The sequence below is a fragment of the Micromonospora sp. ATA51 genome (assembly GCF_016802855.1).
GTDB lineage: Bacteria > Actinomycetota > Actinomycetes > Mycobacteriales > Micromonosporaceae > Micromonospora > Micromonospora sicca.
On sequence record NZ_JAEVHJ010000083.1, the window covers coordinates 1 to 23173 of the forward strand.

The 23173-nt window shown below is 72.7% G+C and carries 22 protein-coding genes and 2 pseudogenes; 22 read left to right on the forward strand and 2 right to left on the reverse strand.

Translation table 11 applies throughout. The features are described from left to right. From JNW87_RS15340 to JNW87_RS15350, 3 genes are all read left to right on the forward strand, one after another. Positions 1 to 1274 (forward strand): DUF4153 domain-containing protein (locus JNW87_RS15340; RefSeq protein ID WP_238453899.1); only part of this gene is annotated, 1274 nt, incomplete at its 5' end. Positions 1275 to 1304: 30 nt separating this feature from the next. Next, entirely contained in the window at positions 1305 to 1751 is a 447-nt protein-coding gene (locus JNW87_RS15345; protein WP_236648196.1) for a hypothetical protein, read from the forward strand. Position 1752: 1 nt separating this feature from the next. Beyond that, entirely contained in the window at positions 1753 to 3393 is a 1641-nt protein-coding gene (locus JNW87_RS15350; RefSeq protein ID WP_238453900.1) for a cation acetate symporter, read from the forward strand. A gap of 149 nt (positions 3394 to 3542) precedes the next feature. Here the strand turns inward: JNW87_RS15350 and JNW87_RS15355 are convergent, their stop codons facing one another. Continuing rightward, positions 3543 to 3887 (reverse strand): VOC family protein, encoded by a 345-nt coding sequence (locus tag JNW87_RS15355; protein ID WP_109803793.1) that lies wholly within the window; start codon positions 3885 to 3887, stop codon positions 3543 to 3545. 218 nt (positions 3888 to 4105) lie between these two features. On the opposite strand from JNW87_RS15355, the gene JNW87_RS15360 reads away from it, so the two are divergent. The 15 genes and pseudogenes from JNW87_RS15360 to JNW87_RS15430 all read left to right on the forward strand — a co-directional run. Then, a complete protein-coding gene (locus JNW87_RS15360) occupies positions 4106 to 4870 on the forward strand; it encodes an ABC transporter ATP-binding protein (protein WP_238453901.1) in 765 nt (254 codons plus the stop codon). Beyond that, positions 4855 to 6575, forward strand: a pseudogene (locus tag JNW87_RS15365) (ABC transporter permease). Before JNW87_RS15360 ends, JNW87_RS15365 begins: the two are co-directional and overlap by 16 nt. Before the next feature lie 61 nt (positions 6576 to 6636). Continuing rightward, a complete protein-coding gene (locus JNW87_RS15370; protein ID WP_238453902.1) occupies positions 6637 to 7152 on the forward strand; it encodes a hypothetical protein in 516 nt (171 codons plus the stop codon). 446 nt (positions 7153 to 7598) lie between these two features. Then, positions 7599 to 8276, forward strand: a complete 678-nt coding sequence (locus JNW87_RS15375; protein WP_375373514.1) for a flavin reductase family protein — start codon at positions 7599 to 7601, stop codon at positions 8274 to 8276. Between the two features lie 158 nt (positions 8277 to 8434). Beyond that, a complete protein-coding gene (locus tag JNW87_RS15380) occupies positions 8435 to 8803 on the forward strand; it encodes a DUF485 domain-containing protein (protein ID WP_109803791.1) in 369 nt (122 codons plus the stop codon). After that, on the forward strand, positions 8781 to 10454 hold the full coding sequence (locus JNW87_RS15385) for a cation acetate symporter (protein WP_238453903.1): 1674 nt from the start codon (positions 8781 to 8783) through the stop codon (positions 10452 to 10454). The genes JNW87_RS15380 and JNW87_RS15385 overlap by 23 nt, the downstream gene beginning before the upstream one ends. 94 nt (positions 10455 to 10548) lie before the next feature. Beyond that, complete coding sequence (locus JNW87_RS15390; RefSeq protein WP_238453904.1) at positions 10549 to 11529, forward strand: NAD-dependent epimerase/dehydratase family protein; 981 nt, start codon at positions 10549 to 10551, stop codon at positions 11527 to 11529. Positions 11530 to 11603: 74 nt separating this feature from the next. Then, positions 11604 to 12845: an LCP family protein gene (locus tag JNW87_RS15395; protein ID WP_238453905.1), complete on the forward strand. Its 1242-nt coding sequence runs from the start codon at positions 11604 to 11606 to the stop codon at positions 12843 to 12845. 205 nt (positions 12846 to 13050) lie between these two features. Then, positions 13051 to 14241, forward strand: coding sequence for an LCP family protein (locus JNW87_RS15400; protein WP_238453906.1), 1191 nt, complete (start codon positions 13051 to 13053; stop codon positions 14239 to 14241). 222 nt (positions 14242 to 14463) lie between these two features. Next, positions 14464 to 15381 carry an LCP family protein gene (locus tag JNW87_RS15405; protein WP_238453907.1) on the forward strand — a complete coding sequence of 306 codons (918 nt, stop codon included), beginning with the start codon at positions 14464 to 14466 and terminating at the stop codon, positions 15379 to 15381. Positions 15382 to 15410: 29 nt separating this feature from the next. Then, positions 15411 to 15746 carry a rhodanese-like domain-containing protein gene (locus JNW87_RS15410; RefSeq protein ID WP_238453908.1) on the forward strand — a complete coding sequence of 112 codons (336 nt, stop codon included), beginning with the start codon at positions 15411 to 15413 and terminating at the stop codon, positions 15744 to 15746. A gap of 12 nt (positions 15747 to 15758) precedes the next feature. After that, the gene (locus tag JNW87_RS15415; protein ID WP_238453909.1) at positions 15759 to 16550 is read left to right on the forward strand and encodes a glycerophosphodiester phosphodiesterase family protein; all 792 of its coding nucleotides are present in this window, start codon (positions 15759 to 15761) and stop codon (positions 16548 to 16550) included. A gap of 140 nt (positions 16551 to 16690) precedes the next feature. After that, entirely contained in the window at positions 16691 to 18145 is a 1455-nt protein-coding gene (locus JNW87_RS15420) for an ATP-binding protein (RefSeq protein ID WP_109803784.1), read from the forward strand. Positions 18146 to 18211: 66 nt separating this feature from the next. Beyond that, positions 18212 to 18628 (forward strand): ATP-binding protein, encoded by a 417-nt coding sequence (locus JNW87_RS15425; RefSeq protein WP_238453910.1) that lies wholly within the window; start codon positions 18212 to 18214, stop codon positions 18626 to 18628. Between the two features lie 61 nt (positions 18629 to 18689). Next, positions 18690 to 19556, forward strand: a pseudogene (locus JNW87_RS15430) (DUF5926 family protein); the annotation flags it as partial. Between the two features lie 86 nt (positions 19557 to 19642). Here JNW87_RS15430 and JNW87_RS15435 read toward each other — a convergent pair. Further along, the gene (locus JNW87_RS15435) at positions 19643 to 20854 is read right to left on the reverse strand and encodes an arginine deiminase (RefSeq protein WP_238453911.1); all 1212 of its coding nucleotides are present in this window, start codon (positions 20852 to 20854) and stop codon (positions 19643 to 19645) included. 163 nt (positions 20855 to 21017) lie between these two features. Between JNW87_RS15435 and JNW87_RS15440 the strand changes: the two genes are divergently transcribed. From JNW87_RS15440 to JNW87_RS15455, 4 genes are all read left to right on the forward strand, one after another. Beyond that, positions 21018 to 21755, forward strand: a complete 738-nt coding sequence (locus JNW87_RS15440; protein ID WP_238453912.1) for a hypothetical protein — start codon at positions 21018 to 21020, stop codon at positions 21753 to 21755. Between the two features lie 231 nt (positions 21756 to 21986). Then, entirely contained in the window at positions 21987 to 22445 is a 459-nt protein-coding gene (locus JNW87_RS15445; RefSeq protein ID WP_109803779.1) for a PAS domain-containing protein, read from the forward strand. A 75-nt stretch (positions 22446 to 22520) separates the two neighbouring features. Further along, positions 22521 to 22910: an ACT domain-containing protein gene (locus JNW87_RS15450; protein ID WP_109803778.1), complete on the forward strand. Its 390-nt coding sequence runs from the start codon at positions 22521 to 22523 to the stop codon at positions 22908 to 22910. An 82-nt stretch (positions 22911 to 22992) separates the two neighbouring features. Then, positions 22993 to 23173, forward strand: a 181-nt coding sequence (locus tag JNW87_RS15455) for a hypothetical protein (RefSeq protein WP_238453913.1), incomplete at its 3' end; no start/stop codon positions are given.

Here is a 23173-nt window from a genome sequence, read left to right on the forward strand (position 1 = left end):
GTCCCGACGCCACGGGGGCGCCGGGCCGGGCGGCCCGGCTGGCCTGGGCGGTCGCCACCGTCGCCCTGGTCGGGGTCGGCACGGTACGCGCCGCCGGCTGGCTCTTCGCACTCTGCCTGCTGGCCGCGTTCGGCACCGCCTCGCTCGCCGTGGCGGGCGGGCGTACGCCGCTGGGCCTGCTGACCGCCGGGATACTGCCGCCGGTCGCCACCCTGCGGGCACTGCCCTGGGCGGCCCGGGGGCTGCCCCGGGCGCGGCCGGGCGGCCCGGGCGTCGGGCGGAGCCTGGCCAGCATCGGGATCACCGTCGCGCTGCTCCTGCTGTTCGGGCTGCTCTTCTCCTCGGCCGACGCGGTCTTCGCCGACCTGGTGGCCGAGGCGCTGCCGGACGTCTCGACCCCGGGGGTGTTCGGCTGGGTGTTCCGCCTGCTGCTGGTGGGCGCGGTGCTCCTCGGTGGGGCGTACCTGCTGGCCGCGCCGCCCGACCTGGAGCTGCGGGTCGGGCCGGCCCGGGCGGTCCGCCAGTTGGAGTGGGTGCTGCCGCTGGCCCTGCTCGACGCGCTCTTCGCCGCGTTCGTCCTGGTGCAGCTCGCCGTGCTGTTCGGCGGTTCCGGCCACGTGCTGCGCACGGCCGGGCTGACCTACGCCGAGTACGCCCGGGGCGGCTTCTGGCAACTGCTCGCGGTCTCCGCGCTGACCCTCCTGGTGATCGCCGGCGCGATGCGCTGGGCACCCCGGCGGACCCGGGCGGACCGGGTGCTGATCCGGGTGCTGGTCGGCGGGCTGACCGCGCTGAGCCTGGTGGTTGTCGCGTCGGCGCTCTACCGGATGCGGGTCTACACCGACGCGTACGGGGCGACCCGGCTACGCCTGGTGGTGGCGACGGCGGAGCTCTGGCTCGGGCTGCTCTTCGTGCTGGTCGGGGTGGCCACGGTCCGGCTCCGGAGCGGGTGGCTGCCCCGGCTGGCGCTGGGCGCGGCCGTGGTCGCCCTGCTCGGGCTCGCGGTGGTCAACCCGGATCGGCTGATCGCGAACTGGAACGTCGACCGGTGGCAGCGCATCGACCGGCTGGACGTGGACTACCTGTCCGGGCTCTCGGCGGACGCCGTACCGGCGCTGGACCGGCTGCCCGAGCCGATGCGCTCCTGCGCGTTGCGGGAGATCGCCGCCCAACTCCCCGAGGACGGGTGGCGGGCCGCGAACGTGGGCCGGGCGCAGGCCCGGGCGGTGCTCGGCCCGGATCCGGCCGAGGCCGGCGCGACGGCGTGCCCTTGACATTCCCGCTGAGCAGGCAAGACTCCGGGGATGACCGGTCCGGGGGAGCACGACGGCCCGGGGCGGCCCGCCGCGGCCGTCCCGGTGCCGGCCCCGCGCGTCGCCGAGCCGCCCCGGCGGACCCGGATCGTGCTGGCCGAGGTGTCCCGCCGGGACGACCGGTCCGGGCGGACCCGCGCCGAGCTTGCGGAGCAGACCCGGGTCGGCGAGGCGCTGGTCCGGGGCCTGGTCCGGGCCCAGCTCGCGCTGGCGGTGCGGCTGAGCCTGGTGGTGCTGATCGCCCTCGGCGGGCTGCCCTGGCTCTTCGCCATCGCGCCCTCGGTCGGCCGGGTCACGGTGCTCGGCGTCAACCTGCCGTGGCTGCTGCTCGGGGTGGCCTCGTTCCCGTTCCTGATCGGCGTCGGCTGGGCGTACGTGCGGCTGGCCGAGCGGAACGAGCAGGACTTCACCGACCTGGTCCAGCGGCCGGAGCGCTGAGGTGGGCAACGGCTTCGTCGTCCCGGCGATCGTGGCGGTCACCCTGGTCACCGTCGGGATCGGCTTCTACGGGCTGCGGCTGGCCCGGACCACCTCCGACTTCCTGGTCGCCTCCCGGGCGATCAGCCCGACCTGGAACGCCGCCGCGATCGGCGGGGAGTACCTGTCGGCGGCGAGCTTCCTGGGCGTGGCCGGGCTGATCCTGAAGTACGGCGTGGACGTGCTCTGGTATCCGGTCGGCTTCGCCGCCGGCTACCTGGCGCTGCTGCTCTTCGTGGCGGCCCCGCTGCGCCGTTCCGGGGCGTTCACCCTGCCCGACTTCTGCGAGGTGCGGCTCGGGTCCCGCCGGCTGCGGAAACTGGCCACCGTCTTCGTGATCTTCATCGGCTGGCTCTACCTGGTGCCGCAGTTGCAGGGCGCCGGGCTGACCCTGGCCACGGTGGCCGGCTCGCCCTACCCGGTGGGGGCGCTGCTGGTCGCGGTGGTGGTCACCGCGAACGTGGCGCTCGGCGGGATGCGGGCGATCACCTTCGTCCAGGCGTTCCAGTACTGGCTGAAGTTGACCGCGCTGGCCGTACCGGCGATCTTCCTGGCGTTGCAGTGGCAGGCCGACGCCCGCCCGGCGGTGGCCCCGCCCGACGGGCCGGCGTTCCGGACCGCGACCACCGTCGTGGTCGAGCACCGCGCGACCCTCACCCTCGCCGACGGCGACATCCGGGAGGTACGCCCCGGCGACCGGCTGGCCTTCGCGGCCGGCGACCCGGTGCCGGAGGTCTCCGGCACGGCCACCGATGCGGCGGACTGGCTGCTGCCGGACACCGCCGGGGACGACGACCGGGGGCTGTTCGCGACGTACTCGCTGATCCTGGCCACCTTCCTCGGCACCATGGGCCTGCCGCACGTGCTGGTGCGCTTCTACACCAACCCGGACGGCGCGGCGGCCCGCCGCACCACGCTGGTGGTGCTCGCCCTGGTCGGCGTCTTCTACCTGCTGCCCACGATCTACGGCGTGCTAGGCCGGATCTACACGCCGCAGCTGCTGGTGACCGGCCAGACCGACGCGGTGGTGGTGCTGCTGCCCGGGGCGGCGCTCGGCGACGGCCTGACCGGGCGGCTGCTCGCCGCGCTGGTCGCCGCCGGGGCGTTCGCCGCCTTCCTCTCCACCTCGTCCGGGCTGCTCACCAGCGTCGTCGGGGTGATCTCCACGGACGTGCTCGGGCGCGGTTCGGTACGCGGCTTCCGGCTGGCCACGGTGATCGCCGGCGGAGTGCCGGCGGTGCTCGCGCTGAACGTCTCCGGGCTGGACGTCTCCCAGGTGGTCGGGTTGGCCTTCGCGGTGGCCGCGTCCAGCTTCTGCCCGCTGCTGGTGCTGGGCATCTGGTGGCGGGGGCTGACCGACCTCGGCGCGGCGGCCGGGGTGCTGGTGGGCGGCGGCGCGGCGATCGGGGCGGTGCTGGTCACCGTCCTCGGCCCACCGCTGAGCGGCTGGCCAGCCACGCTGACCACCCAGCCGGCGGCGTGGACCGTGCCGCTGGCCTTCACGGTGATGGTGGCGGTGTCGCTGGCCACCCGGCGCCGGCTCCCCGCCGACGTCGGCGCCACCATGCTGCGCCTGCACGCCCCCGAAGCGCTGCGCCTCTGAGCCGGGGCGCCTCCGAGCCGGGGCGCCTCCGATCGGGCAGGGCCCACACCTCACCCGACGGCGCCGACCTCGGGCGTCAGGTCGTCGTGATCCTCCCGGATCTCGTCGGGCGCCGGGGGGCGGTGACACCCGACGAGATCCGGTTCCCGTCAGGGCGCCTGGATCAGGCCGACCACGTTGCCGTCCGCGTCGCGTACGGAGGCGACCAGCTTGCCGCCGCCGACGTCCTTGACCGTCTGCACCTTCTCCGCCCCGGCATCGAGGAGCTCCTTCAGGCTCCCCTCGATGTCGTCCACGTGCCAGTACGCCACCGGCCCGGTCATCCCCTGGCCGTAGCCGTTCGGGTCCAGGCCGACGTCCTGCCCGCCCAGGGCGTACCCGACGTAGTACGGCTGGTCCACAACCGGCTCGACGCCCAGCAGCCGGCCGTACAGCGCCTTCGCCCGCTCCAGATCGCGGACCGGGTAGATGATCGTCTTCATGCCTGACGTCACGCGTCGCTCCTCCACTCGCGGTATCACCTCGGACCACTCCGGTCCGTCACACTGCTGACCGACGGCGGGGAGGAAAGGTAACGGCGGACGAGCAGAACTGGCTCACGGAGCGGTTCGAGGAACACACCCGGGCCGCCATCGATCTCCTGCCCGGGTAGGAGATCGAGGTCGTCCCGTGGCGGGAGAGATCACTGGCGGCGGCGGACTAACGTCGGGACATGACCCAAGAGCACCCCGCGCTCGCGTTGCGCGGCCTGGCCAAGCGGTTCGACACGAAGGTCGCGGTCGCCGGGGTCGACCTGGACGTCCCGGCCGGCTCCTTCTACGGGCTGCTCGGCCCGAACGGCGCGGGCAAGACGACGACCCTCTCCATGGCCGTCGGCCTGCTGCGGCCCGACGCCGGCCAGGCCCGGGTGCTCGGGTACGACGTCTGGGCCGACCCGGTCCGGGCCAAGGGCCTGCTCGGCGTGATGCCGGACGGCGTACGGCTGTTCGACCGGCTCAGCGGGGCGGAGCTGCTGGCGTACCACGGTCTGCTGCGCGGCATGGACTCGGCGGTGGTCGAGCAGCGGGCGGCGGAGCTGCTCGACGTGCTGGCGCTCACCGACGCCGGCCGGACCCTGGTGGTGGACTACTCGGCCGGCATGAAGAAGAAGGTCGGCCTGGCCTGCGCCCTGCTGCACGGCCCCCGGCTGCTGGTGCTGGACGAGCCGTTCGAGGCGGTCGACCCGGTGTCGGCCGCGCTGATCCGCGACATCCTGCACCGGTACGTCACCGGCGGCGGCACGGTGGTCTTCTCCAGCCACGTGATGGAGGTCGTCGAGCGGCTCTGCTCGCACGTGGCGATCCTCGCCGACGGGACCATCAAGCGGGTCGGCACGCTCGGCCAGGTGCGCGGGGACCGGTCCCTGGAGGAGGTCTTCGTCGAGGTGGTCGGCGGGCGGACCGCGACGGGCGAGGAGCTGTCGTGGCTGTCCCGGTGACCGGGCCGTCCGCGCCAGCCGCGCCGGCCGCGCCGGCCGGGCCGGCCCGGCGGGTCGCCGCCCCGCACTTCGTCCGGCTCAAGCTGCGGGTGCTCGGCAACAACTTCCGCGGCCAGGGCTGGCGGATCGCCCTCTTCGTGGTCGGCGTGCTGGTCGGTCTCTGGTTCGCCACCGGCGGCTTCTTCGCGCTGGCGGCACCCGGCCTGGCCGGCGAGCCCCGGTACGCGCTGCTGACCGCCGCCTTCGGCGGGGGCCTGCTGGTGCTCGGCTGGCTGCTGCTGCCGCTGGTCTTCTTCGGCGTGGACGAGACGCTCGACCCGGCCCGGTTCGCGCTGCTGCCGCTGACCCGCCGCACCCTGGTCACCGGCCTGTTCGCGGCCGCCCTGGTCAGCGTGCCGGTGCTGACCACGCTGGTGGCGGTGTCCGGGCTGGTGGTCACCGCCGGCGCGTTGGGCGGCTGGTCGGCCGGCCTGGTCGCGGTCGCCGGGGTGGCCGCCGGGCTGCTGCTCTGCGTGGCGGCGGCCCGCGCGGTGACCAGCGCCTTCGCCACCATGCTCCGGTCCCGCCGGGTACGTGACCTGGCCGCCGTGCTGCTGGCGGTGGTCGCCGCCCTGCTCGGGCCGCTGCAGATCGCGGTGCTGGCGGCGGTCCGCCAGGCCGACTGGTACCGGCTGACCGGGGTGGCCCGGGTGATCGGCTGGACCCCGTTCGGGGCGCCGTGGACCGCCGGCATCGACGTGGCCGAGGGGCGGGTGTGGGCCGGCCCGGTGAAGCTGCTGATCACCGTGCTGACCATCGGGGCGCTGCTGCTGTGGTGGTCGCGGTCGCTGGAGTCGGCGATGGTCGGCGCGGCCAGCGCCGGTCCCGCCCGGGACGACGGGGCCCCGCCGGCGGGGCGGTCGCCCAGCTCTTCCCGCGCGCCGTCGGCTGGGCCCGGCGGGACCGGTTCGGCGCGCTGGTCGCCCGGGAGTGCCGCTACTGGTGGCGGGACGCCCGGCGACGGGCCAACCTGATCACCATCGCGGTGGTCGGCGTCTTCGTGCCGGTGATGGTCAACCTCGGCGGCTCCCGGCTCGCCACCGACGGCGGGCAGGCGTTCGGCGAGGCCACCGCCGCCTCCTCGCCGGTCCTGGTCAGCCTCTCGATGCTCTTCGTCGGGGTGCTCGCCTCGGTGACCCTGGCCAACCAGCTCGGCTTCGACGGCAGCGCGTACGCGGCGAACGTGGTGGCCGGCGTACCGGGGCGGCTGGAGCTGCGGGCCCGGATGACGGCGTTCTCCCTCTACGTGGTGCCGATCCTGGGCGTGGTCGCGGTCGTCCTCGCCACGCTGCTCGGACACCCGGCCTGGCTGGGCGTGATGGCCGGGGCGCTGCTCGCCGCGTACGGCAGCGGACTGGCGATCAACGCGTTCGTCTCGGTGCTCGGCGCGTACGCGCTGCCGGAGACGAGCAACCCGTTCGCGATGAACACCGGCGCCGGGGTGGCGAAGAGCTTCCTCACCCTGCTGTCCATGGTCGCCTCCGCGGCCGCGGCGGTGCCGATGGTGGTGGCCGCGGCGCTGCTCGGCGACCTGTGGCTCTGGCTGGCCCTGCCGGTCGGCCTGGCCTACGGGCTGGGGGCCGCGCTGCTCGGCTCCTACCTGGCCGGGGACGTGCTGGACCGCCGCCAGCCGGAGCTGCTCGCCGCTGTCACGCCCCGCCGTTGACGGACGGGTCACCGCCGTCGGTTGACGGTCGGAGGCAACGCGACGGCACCGCGGTGCTGCGATGGACGCCGACGGAGCCGAACTGGTACACGAGCCCGGCCAGCCGGGTCGGTTCACCTTCAACCCGGGCCGCTCCGGCGTGGTGGAGTACCGCTACGTGCTGGAGTACAGCGGCGAAGAGCAGGTGGTGGCCACTGGAACGGACGGCAGGGCAACGATCGAGATCACCCCGACGCATCCGGGGTACACCCTGCTGACGGTCACCAGCCGGACGGCCGATGGCACGGTCAGCGCGGAGCGGCGGTACTACTTCCGCGTACGCGACCCGCGCGTGAATGTGAGTAGCGCGTACGACGAGTACACCCCCCGTGGCGGGATCGGCGCGATCGGCAGGTTCGGGGTCTACACCGAGATCAGCGAGGTGACGACCTTCGAGTACCAGCTCAACGGCAGCGCCTGGCAGAGCGTGCCGAAGACTCCCGACGCGCTGGTAGCCGACATCTCGGTGACCATGGACCGCAACGGTGAGAACGTCTTCTCGGTACGGGGCAGAACCGTTCGAGTACACGGTCGATGACGGCCAGGCGATGGTGGCGGCGAACCCGGCCGGGGTTGCCACCGCAACTACACGCCGACCTCGGCGAGTTCGCACACCATGAGGGTGCGCGGACTCGGCCATTGGGGTATGGACGGACACTGCGAGCTACTACTTCCTGGTCGACTTCTCCTGAGCAGGCGTTGACGCGGCGGGCCGTCCCGGATGGGGCGGCCCGCCCTCCTGTCTCCGGTCGGATGTTGCGGGTTGTCAACCCGGGCCGGCTGGCTGAACCCGGCGCAGACGTGGCGGGAGAACGGCGGCCGCTGGTGATCGGGGCCCAGGCGGGTCGTGGCGAGGAGGCACCCACTCCTGCGAGCGTCATGCCTCTCAGGCATAAATATGCCTCTGCGTCATCACGCTCATCCGAATGCTCGCCATTCCCGGTCGAGACGCCGGAGCGGTCGCGAGTGATCGCCGAGCAGATCTTGGGACGCAAATGGCCCCTGGAAGGGCAGTTGTGGCGGTGCCGGGCGTGCGGGGCGCACCGCCATGCCAGCCCGGCGCGGCTCGCCCGGCCCGCCGACCTGCACGACCGCTTCCTCGGCTGGGCGCGGGCCCGGGGCGGCACAATGTTTCACGTGAATCATGAGCCGGGTGCCGAGATCCACCACACCGACCCGTTCGCCGTGCCGGCCGGGCAGCGTTCACCGGTACGCCGGCTGCGCGGGCGGCTCGCCGCCCCGGTCACCCTCTGGACGGCACCGGGGCCGGCCGGGCTGACGGTGTCGTCCACCCTGGTCGCCGAGGGCGAACCGGACCGGCTGCTCGGGTTGATCGACGCGGAGTCGGACCTGTGGGCCGCGGTCGAGGAGGCCGGCCGCTTCGCGGTCTGCCCGCTGGGCCCGCCGCACCGTCAGCTCGCCGACCGGTTCGCCGGCCTCTTCCCGTCCCCCGGCGGCCTCTTCGCCACCGGCTCGTGGACCGACACCCCCTACGGCCCGGTCCCCGCCGACGGCGGCGGGTGGGCCGGCTGCCGGCTCGACAGCGCCCGGGAGTACGGCTGGGGGCTGCTGGTCGAGGCCGTCATCGAGGCGGTCGACCTGGTCGAGGAGACCGCCCCGCTGCTGCACTACCGGGGCCGGTACCGCGAACTGACCGACTGAGCGGCGACCGGTCAACGGAGTGACCTGGGTCACTCGGCGCAGCCGGACCACCGTTCGGCGCAACCGCCGACCGACGCCGATCTCGGCCTTCCCCGGCGGGGAGCGCGCTCCTTACCGTGCGCGAAACTCCCCACGCCTGTGAAGGTGGTGATCCACAGATGTCCACGGACACACCCGCGTCCGCGCCGGCCGAATCCGCCGCGGAGCGGTACCTCGCCGTACAACGGTCGGACGAGTTCGCCGGGTTGCGGCGCGCCCTGCGCGGCTTCGTCTTCCCGATGACCGTCGCGTTCTTCCTGTGGTACGCGCTCTACGTCATCCTCTCCGCCTACGCGCGGGGCTTCATGGGCGCGAAGCTCATCGGCAACATCAACGTCGCCCTCGTCTTCGGCCTGCTCCAGTTCGTCTCGACGTTCGTCATCGCCTGGCTCTACTCCCGGTTCGCCGACCGGCGGATCGACCCGGTCGCCGACCGGATCCGCGCCGAGATCGGGGAGGTGACCCATGAGCACGGTCCTCGCGGCTGAGGCGGGCAGCACCACCGCCCGGAACCTCACCATCACGCTCTTCCTGATCTTCGTGGCGATCACGCTGGCCATCACCATCTGGGCCAGCCGGCAGACGAAGACCGCCACCGACTTCTACGCCGGCGGTCGCTCCTTCTCCGGCTTCCAGAACGGCATGGCGATCGGCGGCGACTACATGTCGGCCGCGTCCTTCCTGGGCATCGCCGGCATCATCGCCCTGTACGGGTACGACGGCTTCCTCTACTCCATCGGCTTCCTGGTGGCCTGGCTGGTGGCGCTGCTGCTCGTCGCCGAACTGCTGCGCAACTCCGGCCGGTACACGATGGCCGACGTGCTGGCGTTCCGGATGCGTCAGCGCCCGGTCCGCACGGCCGCCGCGGTCTCCACCATCACGGTGTCGATCTTCTACCTGCTGGCCCAGATGGTCGGCGCGGGCGCGCTGGTCGCGCTGCTGCTCGGCATCAAGCCGGGCACCACCTTCCTCGGCATGGACGCCGGCACGGCGAAGGAAGCCACCATCGTCATGGTCGGCGCCCTGATGATCATCTACGTCACCGTGGGCGGCATGAAGGGCACCACGTACGTCCAGATCGTCAAGGCCTTCCTGCTGATGACCGGCGCGGTCGTGATGACCCTGCTGGTGCTGGCGAAGTACAAGTTCAACCTGTCCTCGCTGCTCGGCGACGCGGCCTCCGCCTCCGGCAAGGGTTCCGCCTTCCTGGAACCCGGGCTGCGGTACGGCGTGGAGGCGCCCGGCGACGCGTTGAAGACCTTCTACAGCAAGATGGACCTGCTCTCACTCGGCATCGCGCTGGTCCTCGGCACCGCCGGTCTGCCGCACATCCTGATCCGCTTCTACACCGTCCCCACCGCCCGGGCGGCCCGGAAGAGCGTGCTCTGGGCGATCGGCATCATCGGCACCTTCTACCTGCTCACCCTGGCCCTCGGCTTCGGCGCGGCGGCGCTGGTCGGCGGCAAGGCGATCACCGCGCAGGACAAGGCCGGCAACACGGCCGCGCCGCAGCTCGCCGAGGCTCTCGGCCGGGACTTCTTCGGCGGCAGCCTGGGCGGTGCCACCCTGCTGGCGATCATCGCGGCGGTCGCCTTCGCCACCATCCTGGCCGTGGTCGCCGGGCTCACCCTGGCCTCCTCGTCCAGCCTGGCGCACGACTTCTACGCCAATGTGATCAAGCGTGGGGAGGCGTCCGAGCGGCAGGAGGTCACCGTCGCGCGGGTCTCCGCCCTGGTCATCGGCGCGATCGCCATCGCCCTGTCGATCTACGCGCAGAGCCTGAACGTGGCGTTCCTGGTGGCGTTGGCCTTCGCGGTCGCCGCCTCGGGCAACCTGCCGGCGATCCTCTACAGCCTGTTCTGGAAGCGCTTCAACACCTCGGGCGCGGTCTGGGCGATCTACGGCGGCCTGCTCGCCGCCGTGGTGCTGGTCTTCTTCTCCCCGGTGGTCTCCGGGGCGCCGACGGCCATGTTCCCCAAGCACGACTGGCACTGGTTCCCGCTGTCCAACCCGGGCCTCATCTCGATCCCGTTCGGCTTTCTCTGCGGCTGGATCGGCACCGTGCTCTCCAAGGAGCACGACGAGGACAAGTACGCGGAGCTGGAGGTGCGCGCCCTCACCGGCGCGGGCGCCCACTGACGCTCGACCCGCACGAGGGGCCCCGCCGAGCCGGCGGGGCCCCTCGCCGTATGCCGCACCTCGGGCGGATGGCACGCTGAGTAGGCTGGCCGGCATGAAGGTAGAGCCCCGCTTCGGACCCGGACACCGAATCCTCGTCACCGGCGGCGCCGGCTTCGTGCCGTCCCACCTGGTCGACGCCCTCATCGCCCGCGGCTGCACCGTCGTGGTGCTGGACAACTTCGTCACGGGTTCCAAGGACAACGTCGTCCACCTGTTCGAGAAGCCGACCTTCACCCTGGTCGAGACGGACATCTCCGAGGGGCTGCCGACCGACCACCCGGCGCTGGCCGAGCGGTTCGACGCGATCCTGCACATGGCCTCCCCGGCCAGCCCCACCGACTTCGAGAAGCTGCCGGTGGAGATCCTGCGGGTCGGCTCGGTGGCCACCCTGCACCTGCTGGAGCGGGCCACCGCCGACGGCGCCCGGTTCCTGATGGCCTCCACCTCCGAGGCGTACGGGGACCCGAAGGAGCACCCGCAGCGCGAGACGTACTGGGGCAACGTCAACCCGATCGGCGTCCGCAGCGTCTACGACGAGGCGAAGCGCTTCTCGGAGGCGGCCACCATGGCATACCACCGCAGCCGGGGCACGGACACCGCGATCGTCCGGATCTTCAACACGTACGGCCCGCGGATGCGCCCGGACGACGGCCGGGCGATCCCGACCTTCATCTCGCAGGCGCTGCGCGGCGAGCCGATCACCGTGCACGGCACCGGCAACCAGACCCGCTCGATCTGCTACGTCGACGACCTGGTGCGCGGGATCCTGCTGCTGCTCGACTCCACCGAGACGGGCCCGATCAACTGCGGCACCGAGCACGAGATGTCGATGCGGCAACTCGCCGAACTGATCGTGTCACTCTCCGGAAGCAGCTCCGAGGTGAGCTACATCACGCGCAGCGCGGACGACCCGGAGATGCGCCGGCCGGACCTCACCCTCGCCCGGGAACTGCTCGGATACGAGCCGACCGTGGCGCCCGAAGACGGCCTGGGACGCACGATCGAGTACTTCCGCGAGCGGCTAGGTTACTGAACTCGCCTGGAAGAACGCTGACACCGGCGCTCGCCTGAGAGCGGTACTGGCTCGACCGACCTACCCTCGGTTACATGTCAGCGACCACCACAGTTGGCGTCCCGCTCCCGTACCTGCTTCGGAGCGCGGGCCGTGCCCAGGTCCCCGGCTCCGGCCGGGCCCCCGCCGGACGCGCCCGCGCCACCGAGGCCCAGTGGTACCCGTCGTACGACGAGCAGCCGCCTCCCGGCGGTCCCGGCGGGCCGAGCGGACCCTCCGGTCCGGGTGGCCCGGGCGGCGGCGCCGGCGGGCCGGGACGGCGCGGCCCGCGCCCGCGCTGGGGCCGGATCGGCCTGGTGGCCGGCGTCGCGGTGCTGGTGCTCGCGCTGCTCGGCGGCGCGGGTGCGTGGTTCTACGCCCGCAACCTCAACAACGACCTGGCCCGCACCGACCCCTTCTCGGAGATCACCGGGGGCCGGCCCACCAAGACGGTCGACGGCGCGCTGAACATCCTGCTGGTCGGCAGCGACTCCCGGGACCCGGACGCGCCGGTGGAGAGCGCCGGCAAGTGGCGGGCGGACACGCTGATCGTTATGCACATCCCGGCCGACCACAAGCAGGCCTACCTGGTCTCCGTCCCGCGCGACCTCTACGTGCGGATCCCCGAGAACGCGGGCGCGCCCTGCGACTCCGGCCGGCGCGCGAAGGTCAACGCGGCGTTCGCGTTCGGTGGCCTGCCGCTCGCGGTGAAGACGGTGGAGTGCTTCAGCGACGTGCGGATCGACCACGTCATGGCGATCGACTTCGCCGGCTTCAAGGAGGTCACCGACGCGCTCGGCGGGGTGGACCTGAAGGTGGAGCGGACGATCACGTCGATCCACAAGCCGTACCGGACGTTCACCAAGGGGATGAACCACATGGACGGCGCGGAGGCACTCGACTGGATCCGGCAGCGCAAGCAGTTCCCCGAGGGGGACTTCGCCCGGATGCGCCACCAGCAGGAATTCCTCAAGGCGCTGATGGACAAGGCGGCGAGCACCGGCACATTGACCAACCCGAAGAAGCTGAACGCTTTCCTCACGTCGGTGACCGACGCGGCCACCGTCGACCAGGGATTCTCGCTGGTCGACATGGCGATGCAGTTCCGCAGCCTGCGCGGCGAGAACCTCACCTTCATCACCAGCCCGAACGTGGGCAGCCAGACGATCAACGGCGAGTCGGTGGTGGTCTCCGACCGGGAGAAGGCCCTCGCGATGTACCAGGCGATGTCGGCGGACACCATGGCCGACTGGGTGCAGGCCAACCAGCAGAGCGGCGGTGCGGGGAACGGCGGCTGACGCGCATCCCTCCGGAACCCCCGACGTCGCGGTCAAGGCTCGTCCACGGCGAGCCAACCGCCGACCGGTTCCTTTCAATTGGCCGTTCGGCCGAACCAGTGGATCGAGTGCCGGGATTGGCGGGATTAGTTCCCCCAGGAGGTCGCAAGAACGGGAACGGGTACGTACAGTGGTCGAGCCCCCCGATCAACGAGCTGGAGCACGCATGCCGGTTCAGACCAGCCGTCGCCCTCAGTCACTGGATCCCGGAGCACCCGGCCGGGTGCCGCCCCTCATCCCGACCCAGCCCGGCCCCGGCGGCCGCGGCAACGGCGGGTCCAAGAAGCGCACCCGTCGCAAGGACCCGCTCTGGGCCCGACTCACGTTGATCTTCGGCGCGGTGCTGATGATGACCAGCGGCCTCGCCATCGTCGGCAGCAAGGCCGTGATCGGCCAGGCCACCAGCAACATCGCGCAACGCAACCTGCTCGGCGACGCGGGCAAGACCGACGCCGAGGGCGGCAACAGCCTGGACGGCCCGATCGACATGCTGCTGCTCGGCGTCGACGCCCGGGCCCGCTGGGCCGCCGACAACGTGCGGTCGGACACGATCATCATCCTGCACATCCCGGCCAGCCACGACCAGGCGTACCTGATCTCGATCCCCCGGGACGCCGAGGCGCAGATCCCGGGCCACGGCACCGACAAGATCAATGCGGCGTTCTACTTCGGCGCGGCGAACGGCGGCGGCTGGGAGGGCGGCGCCCAACTGATGGCCAAGACCATCAAGAAGATGACCGGAATCAGCTTCGACGGCGCCGCGATCATCAACTTCGGCGGCTTCAAGAACGTCATCGACGCCCTCGGCACGGTCCGGATCTGCGTAAGCCATGAGGTTCCGTCGCACCACATGATGATGGTCGACGGCAAGCCGATGTGGAACGCCGACGCCAAGAAGACCGGCAAGCCGATGACGCCGGTGGTGCACAAGAAGGGCTGCAAGGAGATGGAGGGCTGGGAGGCGCTCGACTACGCCCGCCAGCGCTACGGCCTGCCGAACAGCGACTATGACCGCCAGCAGAACCAGCAGCAGCTGATCAAGGCGATGGCTAAGAAGGCCACCCAGAACGGCACGCTGACCAACCCGATCAAGCTGAACCAGCTGATCAATGCGGCCGGCAAGGCGTTGGTCCTGGACACCGGCAACGTGCCGATCGACGACTTCATCTACACGATGAAGGGCGTCAGCGGCAACGACCTCACCACGCTGCGCACCAACGGCGGCACCTACAGCTCAAACGCGAATCACCGCGAAACGCTGAACGCCCTGAGCATGGACATGTTCCAGGCGGTCAAGGACGACAAGCTCGCCGAGTTCGTGGTGGCCAACCCGAACGTCCTCTCCACTCGGAAGTGACCCGGCGTAATTGACCCGGCACCCGGCGGTGGCGGCGAAAGCGGCCACCGCCGGTGTGTTCCACCCGTAGCCTGACGTGAGCGGGTCTCACGTATCGGGTGCGGGAGGGGTGTCACGTCCAGGCCAGCACGGACCAGACGTGGGCGGGCCGGACGAGGCGCCCGCCTCCCCCGGGTCCTGCTCGGCAGCGGCCTCGCCCTGGTCCTGCTCGCCGCCCTCGCCGTGGCCGGGCTGCAATGGGTGACCGACCGCTACGACCGCGCCGTGGTCAAGGAGCAGTTGCTCGACCCCGCCGCCAGACAGCGGCGGACCGACCTCTCCGGCGCGCTCAACTACCTCCTCGTCGGCTCCGACCACCGCACCGGCGCCACCGCCGAGGACCAGCGCTCGGACACCATCCTGATCGTGCACGTGCCCGCCGGCAGGCGGCAGGCGTACCTGATCTCGATCCCCCGGGACCTGCTGGTCGCCATCCCGCCCGCAGCGGGTTACGGCGGCGGCCAGGACAAGATCAATGCCGCGTACGAGCACGGTGGCGGCGGTCAGGCCGGCGCTCGGCTGCTCTCCGCCACCCTGACCCGGCTCACCGGCATCCGCTTCGACGGCGCGGCGCTGGTCGACTTCTCCGGCTTCAAGGAGGTCATCGACCTGCTCGGCGGGATCCGGATGTGCGTGGACACCGAGGTGCGCTCGATCCACACCGGGACTGTCTTCACCCCCGGCTGCCAGCAGATGAGCGGCGCCCGGACGCTGGACTACATCCGGCAGCGCTACGACCTGCCCGGCGGCGACTTCGACCGGCAGCGGCACCAGCAGCAGATGCTCCGCGCCGTGCTGGACAAGGCCGGCGAGACGCACCTGCGGAGCGACCCTGTGAAGCTCGACCAGGTGCTCCGGGCGGTGGGCGGCTCGCTGACCGTCGACACCAACGGCGTACCGCTGGAGGATCTGCTGCTCGCGTTCCGGTCGCTGCCCGCGGACGCGCTGCACGGGCTGCAGGTCCCGTCGTACCCGCAGACCATCGACGAGGTCTCCTACGTGGTGCTCGACAACGGCGGCAACGGGCTCTTCGACGCGGTCCGGGGCACCCGGCTGCCCGAGTGGGCCGGGGCGAATCCCCGCTGGGTCAACCGGCTGTGACCGGACCGGCCCGACTAGGCTTGGTAGCCGTGTTCGGACCTCAGGTTCCCAGCGTGCCCGCGTCGGCCGTGCCCGACGACACCTACCTGCTCGACGTGCGGGAGCACGACGAGTGGACCGCCGGCCACGCGCCGGCTGCCCACCACCTGCCGATGATGGAGCTGCCCGCCCGGCTGGCCGAGGTGCCGAACGACCGGGAGGTCGCGGTGATCTGCCGCTCCGGTGGTCGGTCCGCGCAGGTCGTCGCCTACCTGATCCGCAACGGCTGGGACCAGGTGCGCAACGTCGAGGGCGGGATGGGTGACTGGGCCGTCGCCGGCCGGCCGGTGGTCACCGACGACGGGCAGCCGGGCCGGGTCGTCTAGGGGCCGAGCGGCATGGGCGACCCCCTGGTCTTCGCGCACCGCGGCTCCTCGTACGACCTGCCCGAGCACACCCTCGCCGCCTACCTGCGCGCCCTCGACGAGGGCGCCGACGGCCTGGAGTGCGACGTCCGGCTGACCCGGGACGGGCACCTGGTCTGCGTGCACGACCGCCGGCTGGACCGGACGAGCAACGGCCACGGGCTGGTCAGCGCTCGTACGCTGGACGAGCTGGAGATGCTCGACTTCGGATCCTGGCACCCGGGCGGGATGCCGGCCGACGGCGACGAGCAGCTCGACGAGTCGCACACCCGGCTGCTCACCCTGGAACGGCTGCTCGACGCCGTGCTGGCCGCCGGCCGGCCGGTCCGGCTGCTGGTGGAGACGAAGCACCCCTCCCGGTACGGCCGGGACGTGGAACGGCGACTGGTCACCCTGCTGCGCCGGTACGGTCTCGCCGACCCGAAACCGGACGACCCGGTACGGGTCACCGTGATGTCGTTCTCCCCGCTGGCCGTACGCCGGATCCGCGACCTCGCCCCCGCACTGCCCACCGTGCTGCTGCTGGAGGTGCTGCCGCGCTGGCTGCGGCTGGGCCGGCTGCCGTTCGGCACCCGGATCGCCGGCCCGGGCATCGGCCTGGTCCGGGCCCGGCCGCAGCTCGTGCCCGCGCTGCGGGCGGCCGGCAACCAGGTGTACGTCTGGACGGTCAACGAGCCCGACGACCTGGAACTGGTCCTCGCCGCCGGGGTGGACGGGGTGATCACCGACCGCCCGGCCCGCGCGCTGGCCCGGCTCGGCCGCTGAGCCCCACCCCTCGCCCGGCCTCGATCCATCACCGGAGGCGACGCGGGCGCCCCACGGGCACGGCCGGTCGGCCCGGCGGTCGGTGCGGGTCGGCCACGCGGGGGTGTCCCCGGACCGGTCGGCCGGGGCACACTCGGGACATGCCGGAGCGAACCGACTACGCCGCCCTCATCGCCGGCCACACCACGGTGATCAAGATGATCAACGCCGGGGACTCCGGGCTGCCCGTCCTCACCCGGCTGCTCCGGGTGGTTCAGCCGGCGATCGGCGCGGCCAGCCTGGCGTTCGTGGAGTTCGCCCCCACCGGCGGCCGGGTGATCGCGGCGACCGGCGACGCCGAGTGGGCCATCGGCCGCCCGCTGCCGGCCGCCGACCCGGCCACCGTCTGCCTCCTCTCCGGCCCCCCGCTACGCCAGGTGCGGGTGGACCGGATCCCGGGCGCGCTCGCCGACGAGCTGGCCGACCGGGGCCTGCTGCGGATGATCGTGGCCCGCGCCGAGATCGGCGGCCTGACCGTGGGCAGCCTGCACGCCCTCTACCCGGACGGCGACCCGGAGGACACCTCCCAGCACGCCGTCGTCGGCTACATCGCCTCCTGCATCGCGCACATGTACGGCGACCAGACCGGGCTGCCCGTGCACGGCGACGGCCCGGTGGTGGCGGCCCTCGCCGACGGGCTGGCGGTGGTGGACCGGGACCACCACATCCGGCTCTGGAACCCGGCCGCCGCCCAGGTCACCGGCCGCCCGGCCGGGGAGGCGCTGAGCCGTCCGCTGCCCTTCCCGCTGCCCCCGCCGGGGCAGGTGCTCGACCACCGGATGCCCGACGGCCGCTGGCTGCGGATCACCTCCGGGGAACTGCCCGGCCCCGGTGCGCTGCGGGTGGTCACGTTCCGCGACATCACCGACCAGCAGCGGCGCGACCACGACCGGGACCTCTTCGTCGCGGTGACCAGCCACGAGCTGCGTACCCCGGTCACCGTGATCAAGGGGTACGCGGACACCCTCACCGACCACTGGGAGTCGCTCCACGACGGCGACCGGCGACAGGCGGCCCGGATCATCGGGCAGCGGGCAAACGAGCTGGCCCGGCTCGTCGACCGGCTGCTCTCCGCGGCCACCGACAGCCGGCCCGGCGGCGAGCCGGCCGCCCCCTTCGACCTCGCCGACACCCTCCGCGCCGCGGTGCCCGACCTGCCGGCCGACGTCCGGCACCGGATCGTCCTCGACCTGCCGGACGACCTGCCCAAGGCGCTCGGTGACCGGCGCAGCCTGGCCACCGTGCTGACCGAGCTGAGCACCAACGCCGGGAAGTACTCGCTGCCCGACACCCCGATCGAGGTGAGCGCGTCGGCCTGCGACGGAACTGTCTCCTTCCGGGTCGCCGACCGGGGCATCGGCATCCGCCCCGAGCACGTGGAGCGGGCGTTCGACCGGTTCTGGCAGGGCGAGTCCGGCGACCGGCGGCGCTATCCGGGCGCCGGGCTCGGTCTCTATCTCGTCCGGCAGATCGTTGAACAGCAGAATGGATGGGTATCCCTCCGACCGAGGGTCGGTGGCGGTACCGTCGCAGAGGTGCGGCTGCCGCGGGGATGATCCCGGCACCGACGGGGGCGGAGAGGGACGACGGTGTCGACGGGTTCGGCCGAACGATCATGGTGCGTGGTGGTGCCCCACCACGCGACCGGCGCGCGCCTGGCCCGACACCGGCTCGCCGACGAACTGGCCGACCTCGTCCCGCCGATCCTCCTCGCCGACCTGGTCGCGGTCCTCGCCGAGCTGGTCGGCAACGCCGTCCGGCACGCCGACCCGCTGCCCGGCGGGGTGGTCCGGGTGGCCTGGCGGCTGCGGTGGACGACCGAGGGGCAGCACGTCCAGCTCCGGGTCACCGACGGCGGCTCCGCCTCGGGCCCGCTGATGCGGGCGGCCAGCCCGGACGCCGCCGACGGGCGCGGGCTGCACATCGTCTCCGGTCTGGCCAGCCGCTGGGGGGTCGAGCGGGACGGCCTCGGCCAGAGCGTCTGGGCCGAGTTCGACCCGGTCGCGACGGCCCGGCCGGACCTGGTCGCGGCCGGCTGAGCCGGCCCCCGGGGCGGGTCGCGCCCACTCCGCGCCCGCCCGGCATCTAGGCTGTCTCGCCGTGAGCAAGCGTCGAAAGAGCCAGCGGGCCACCGAAGCCACCCCCAAGCGGGAGAAGGTGCGCGACGTCTTCGTGCCCCGCCCGTTCGAGGGGCTGGTGGACGAGCCGGAGTGGATCGCCCTGCGTGAGCTGGTCCCGGCCGCCTCCGCGCCGCTGCGGCTGACCCCCGAGCTGGTCGAGGAGTACGGCGACCGACCGGTCACCCTGGCCACCGTGCTGCCGATGGCCGCCCCGGCGATGACCAAGCCGGACGGGCGCGTCTTCGTCGGCCTCCAGCGGCACCAGCAGTCCGGCGACGTCTCCCGGGACCTGGCCGAGGCGCTGCTCTGCGCGCTGCGGACCGAGCCGGGCGGCGAGGTCACCGTGCCCCCGCTGCCCGGTCCGGGGCCCCGCCTCCAGGACATCCTGGTGGACGGTCCGCTGGAGATCACCATGCACGAGGGCTTCGAGTTCTGGCTCGACCCGGGTGCGGCCGACGACCCGACCGTGCAGGCGTCCCTGGAACGCGCCAACGCGGCGGTCTACCCGACCGTCCGGCTGGCCGCCGCCCGGGCCGCGTACTGGTGCCAGGTGCCGGAGAAGGCCCACGTGCGCTGGGTGCTGCCGGACGACGAGGACACCGCCCTGGACGCGCTGTCCCGGCTGAGCGTGGCCGGCACGCTGACCCTCGGGGAGCACACCCGCTTCGCCGGCATGTTCCGGGCGCACGGCCGGCTGGTGCCGGTGTGGGACCTGCCCGAGGCGACCCCGGCGACCGAGTGGGAGGCGCCGGTCGCCGCCTTCGCCGACCGGTACGCCGAGGCGCTCAAGGAGACCGAGCCGCTGGACGCGGCGGGCCGGCGGGCCCGGCACGGCCTGGTCGGCCGCAGCTCACCCTCCGCTGACCCGAACGTCGCGACGCCCGCCGACGCCTCGCGTCGGGCGGGCCCGAGTCGCTCGGCGACCGGCCGGGGTCAGCGCCGCAGCGGCTCGCGGACCAGCGGGCAGGACATGCAGCGCGGACCGCCCCGGCCGGAGCCGAGCTCCGAGCCGGCGATCGCGATCACCTCGATGCCGGCCCGCTCCAACTGGGCGTTGGTCTCCACGTTCCGCTCGTAGCCGACGCAGAGCCGGGGGGCGAGGGCGAGGGTGTTGTTCCCGTCGTCCCACTGCTCCCGCTCGGCGGTCACCGGGTCCAGACCGGTGTCGATGACCCGGAGCTGGTCCAGGTCCATCGCGTCGGCGGCGGCGCGCAGGAACGGCGCCGGCCCGCCCACCCGCGGCTCGTCGCCGTCCGCGCCGGCGATCACCGTGTACGCCGACAGGGTGCTGGCGATGTTCGGGTACATCAGCACGGCGTCCACGTCGACCATCGTGCAGACGGTGTCCAGGTGCATGGTGGCCCGTTCCTGCGCGATCGGCACCACCAGGATGGTGTGCGCCAGGCCGGCAGCGAAGACCTGCCGGGCGAGCCGTTCCGCGCCGGCCGGGGTGGTCCGCTCGCCCACCCCGACGGCGAGCACCCCCGGCGCCAGCAGCAGCACGTCGCCGCCCTCCAGGTGCTCCAGCTCCGGGTGGTAGACGAACTCGGTGCCGACGAAGCGCGGGTGGTACCGGTAGATGGCGTCGGTCAGCGTGGTCTCCCGCCGCCGGGCGGGCATCGCCAGGCTGGTCACCCCGACCCGGTCGCCGATCCACACCGAGGAGTCCCGGGTGAACAGCAGGTTGGGCAGCGGGTCGATGACGAAGTCGTGCCGGTCCATCAGCGTCCAGACCAGACCGCCAGGGCGGTCCCGGCTCAGCCGCAGCTCCTCGTGGGCGAGCCCGGCGATGAACACGTCGGCGAGGGCGGCCGGGTCGAGGTAGGCGAGATGGTCGGCGATCCGGCGGCGGAGGGTGTCGCCGAGCCGGGGCGAACGCAGCACCAGTTCGGTGAGTTCGGCCCGGGCCTCGGCGACGGCGAGCGTCTCGGCCAGCAGGGTGGCCAGGTAGAGCACCTCGACTCCGCGACCGCGCAGGGCGGCGGCGAACGCGTCGTGCTCCTCCTGTGCACGGCCCACCCATGGGATAGCGTCGAAGAGCAACGAGTCGTTGTTGCGGGGGGTGAGCCGGGCGAGTTCCGGTCCCGGGCGGTGCAGCAGCACCGTGCCGAGCCGCGCCACCTCGCTGTCCACGTAGTGGGTCACCTTCGCAGCGTAGGACAGGGGTTCCGCACCATCCGGAAAAGAAGTGTGAATGAATATGGCATTCATCCGCACTCATTCCGGCGCTCCAACTTGCCGAACACCGGGGTCCGCAACGTAGGGTAGTGGAGACATAACTTCGAGGGACCTTTTGCCGGAGGTCGCGATGACTGTCTTTCCCGCTCGTCGAGCCGTACCCACCCGGGCGCTGCCGCCGGTCGCGGTGCCACAGCCCAGGATCGAGTCCACCTCGGTGCTCGAACCGGCCCGACCGACCCCACTGGAATGGGCCCGCCGCCGTCGGGCCGAGCGGGGTGCCCGCCGGCTGGAGGCGGCCGGAGCCCGGGCCCTGGGCCAGCTCGACCACCTCGGTCCCGCCTGGCACGTCATCGAGTGGCCGCGTACGGACGCCGTGGACGTCCTGCTCGACCGGGACCGGGACGACCGGGCCGGATTCCTGGCCATCGGCCCGAGCGGCCTCTTCGCGGTCACCATCGCCGACCACGGCCGCGCCCGGGTGCTCGTCGCCGGCGACGTCGTGCAGATCAACGGCAAGCGTCCGCCCTATGTGGCCGAGGCGCGCCGGGACGCGAAGCGAGCGAGCAAGGCCCTCTCCGAGGCGGTCGCCCTGCCGATCCCGGTGACCCCGGTGCTGACCTTCGTCGGCTCCGGCGTGATCAGCGTGTACGGCCTGCCGAAGGACTGCCTGATGGCGACCCACCGGGAGCTGGACCGCCTTCTCGTCGCCGGCGGCAACCGGATCAGCCCCGCCACCGCGGAGAAGTTGTCCCGGGTCGCCCAGCACCCGAACACCTGGCTCAACGGCACGTACCGTCCAGCAGGCGACTACCGGTGGTACGACGAGGGCCGAACGGCCGCTGACAAGCCGGCCGCCCGCCGGTAACGTCACCGGCGACGCCACCGGTCCGGGGATCCGCCTCGGCTGTTCCGTCGATCCGCGCCGTCGCCGGCTGCCCGGTCTCCGGGCGCCCGCCTCACCGACACCTGCCCCACGCCGCCAGCGGCGCCCCGGGCAGACGAGGGGCATCGATCTCCGGTGCGCCGGAACGCGGTCGAGCGGTCGTCGCGGCGACCGGCTAGCGTGGACAGACCGTCGGTGTACATAGGAGGCGCGGTGGCCCACGTCGAGCTCTCGCTCTCGGAAGTGTTCGCGCCGGCCGCGGGGACACCCACCGGGCAGGAGTCCGACAACTTCGGGCAGTGGTCGAGCACGGTCTCCCACGCCGCCGAGCCCTGCCTGCTGATCGACGCCGACACCACAGTGGTGGCCATCTCGGCGTCCGGCTGCGAGTTGCTCTGCCTCGGCGCGCCGGACGACGTGATCGGGCGGCCCCTGCTCGAGGGCGGCCTGCGCCTGGTCGACTTCACGGCCAACCGCAGCGAGCTGACCGAGCAGGAGACGGACAAGATTCCGCCACTGCTCGCCCTGCACTCCGGCCGGCTCGCCCGCGGACTGCTCCGGGTCCAGGGGCCCGGGGCCGACGCGCCGGGCACCACCGTGGACGCGATCTCGACGCCGGTGCTCACCGACGACTCGGTCGCCGGCTCACTCACCTTCTTCTCCGAGGTCTGAGCTGCGACAACGGGTGGCGCTCGCCGCACCCGGCGGTGCTGGGGCCGACCGTCACCGAGGACGTATGGTGCCCTCATGCTCGATGTCGCTCTGTTGCCGGGCGGGTACGCCGTGTGTCGACTACCGGCGGATTCCAGCCTCTCCCCGACCCTGTGGGGCGGACTGGGCGACCACGACGTGGTGACGGTGAGCTGGAGCATCGACGGGATCTCGGTGATCTGCCCCGCCCGACGGGTGCCGGAGCAGGCGGTGGTGGAGACGGACTGGCGGTGCCTGCGGATCGTCGGCCCGCTCGACCTGGCCGTCACCGGCACCCTCACCGCGCTGGTCGAGCCGCTGGCCCGGGCCCGGGTGAACGTGGTGGCGTTCTCCACGTACGACACCGACCACGTGCTGGTGCCCGCGGTGCGGCTCGCGGAGGCGACGGCCGCGTTGGAGCGGGCCGGGCACCGCGTGCACAGGTGACCTTCACCCCGCCGCGTGATCCTCCTACGATGGGCTCGGCCACCCGGTCGTACTGATGTCTGTTGATCCCTAGGATCGGACCGTGCCCCCCACCGCAACCCGCCCCCTCATCCGCCGGCGGCTGACCGTCCCGGTCACGCTGCTCGCCCTGCTGCCCCTCGCCGGCTGCGGCACCCCGCCCGAGCTGCGTCGACGGCCCAGCAGACAGCCACCGCTTCGACCACCACGAGCACCCCCACCCCCACCCCGACCGCCACGCCCAC

Coding starts and splice junctions, on each gene's coding strand:
- JNW87_RS15390 (WP_238453904.1), top strand. CDS start 10,549: ATGAAGGTAGAGCCCCGCTTCGGACCCGGACACCGAATCCTCGTCACC.
- JNW87_RS15370 (WP_238453902.1), top strand. CDS start 6,637: ATGGACGCCGACGGAGCCGAACTGGTACACGAGCCCGGCCAGCCGGGT.
- JNW87_RS15415 (WP_238453909.1), top strand. CDS start 15,759: ATGGGCGACCCCCTGGTCTTCGCGCACCGCGGCTCCTCGTACGACCTG.
- JNW87_RS15440 (WP_238453912.1), top strand. CDS start 21,018: ATGACTGTCTTTCCCGCTCGTCGAGCCGTACCCACCCGGGCGCTGCCG.
- JNW87_RS15400 (WP_238453906.1), top strand. CDS start 13,051: ATGCCGGTTCAGACCAGCCGTCGCCCTCAGTCACTGGATCCCGGAGCA.
- JNW87_RS15395 (WP_238453905.1), top strand. CDS start 11,604: ATGTCAGCGACCACCACAGTTGGCGTCCCGCTCCCGTACCTGCTTCGG.
- JNW87_RS15450 (WP_109803778.1), top strand. CDS start 22,521: ATGCTCGATGTCGCTCTGTTGCCGGGCGGGTACGCCGTGTGTCGACTA.
- JNW87_RS15345 (WP_236648196.1), top strand. CDS start 1,305: ATGACCGGTCCGGGGGAGCACGACGGCCCGGGGCGGCCCGCCGCGGCC.
- JNW87_RS15380 (WP_109803791.1), top strand. CDS start 8,435: ATGTCCACGGACACACCCGCGTCCGCGCCGGCCGAATCCGCCGCGGAG.
- JNW87_RS15385 (WP_238453903.1), top strand. CDS start 8,781: ATGAGCACGGTCCTCGCGGCTGAGGCGGGCAGCACCACCGCCCGGAAC.
- JNW87_RS15360 (WP_238453901.1), top strand. CDS start 4,106: ATGACCCAAGAGCACCCCGCGCTCGCGTTGCGCGGCCTGGCCAAGCGG.
- JNW87_RS15420 (WP_109803784.1), top strand. CDS start 16,691: ATGCCGGAGCGAACCGACTACGCCGCCCTCATCGCCGGCCACACCACG.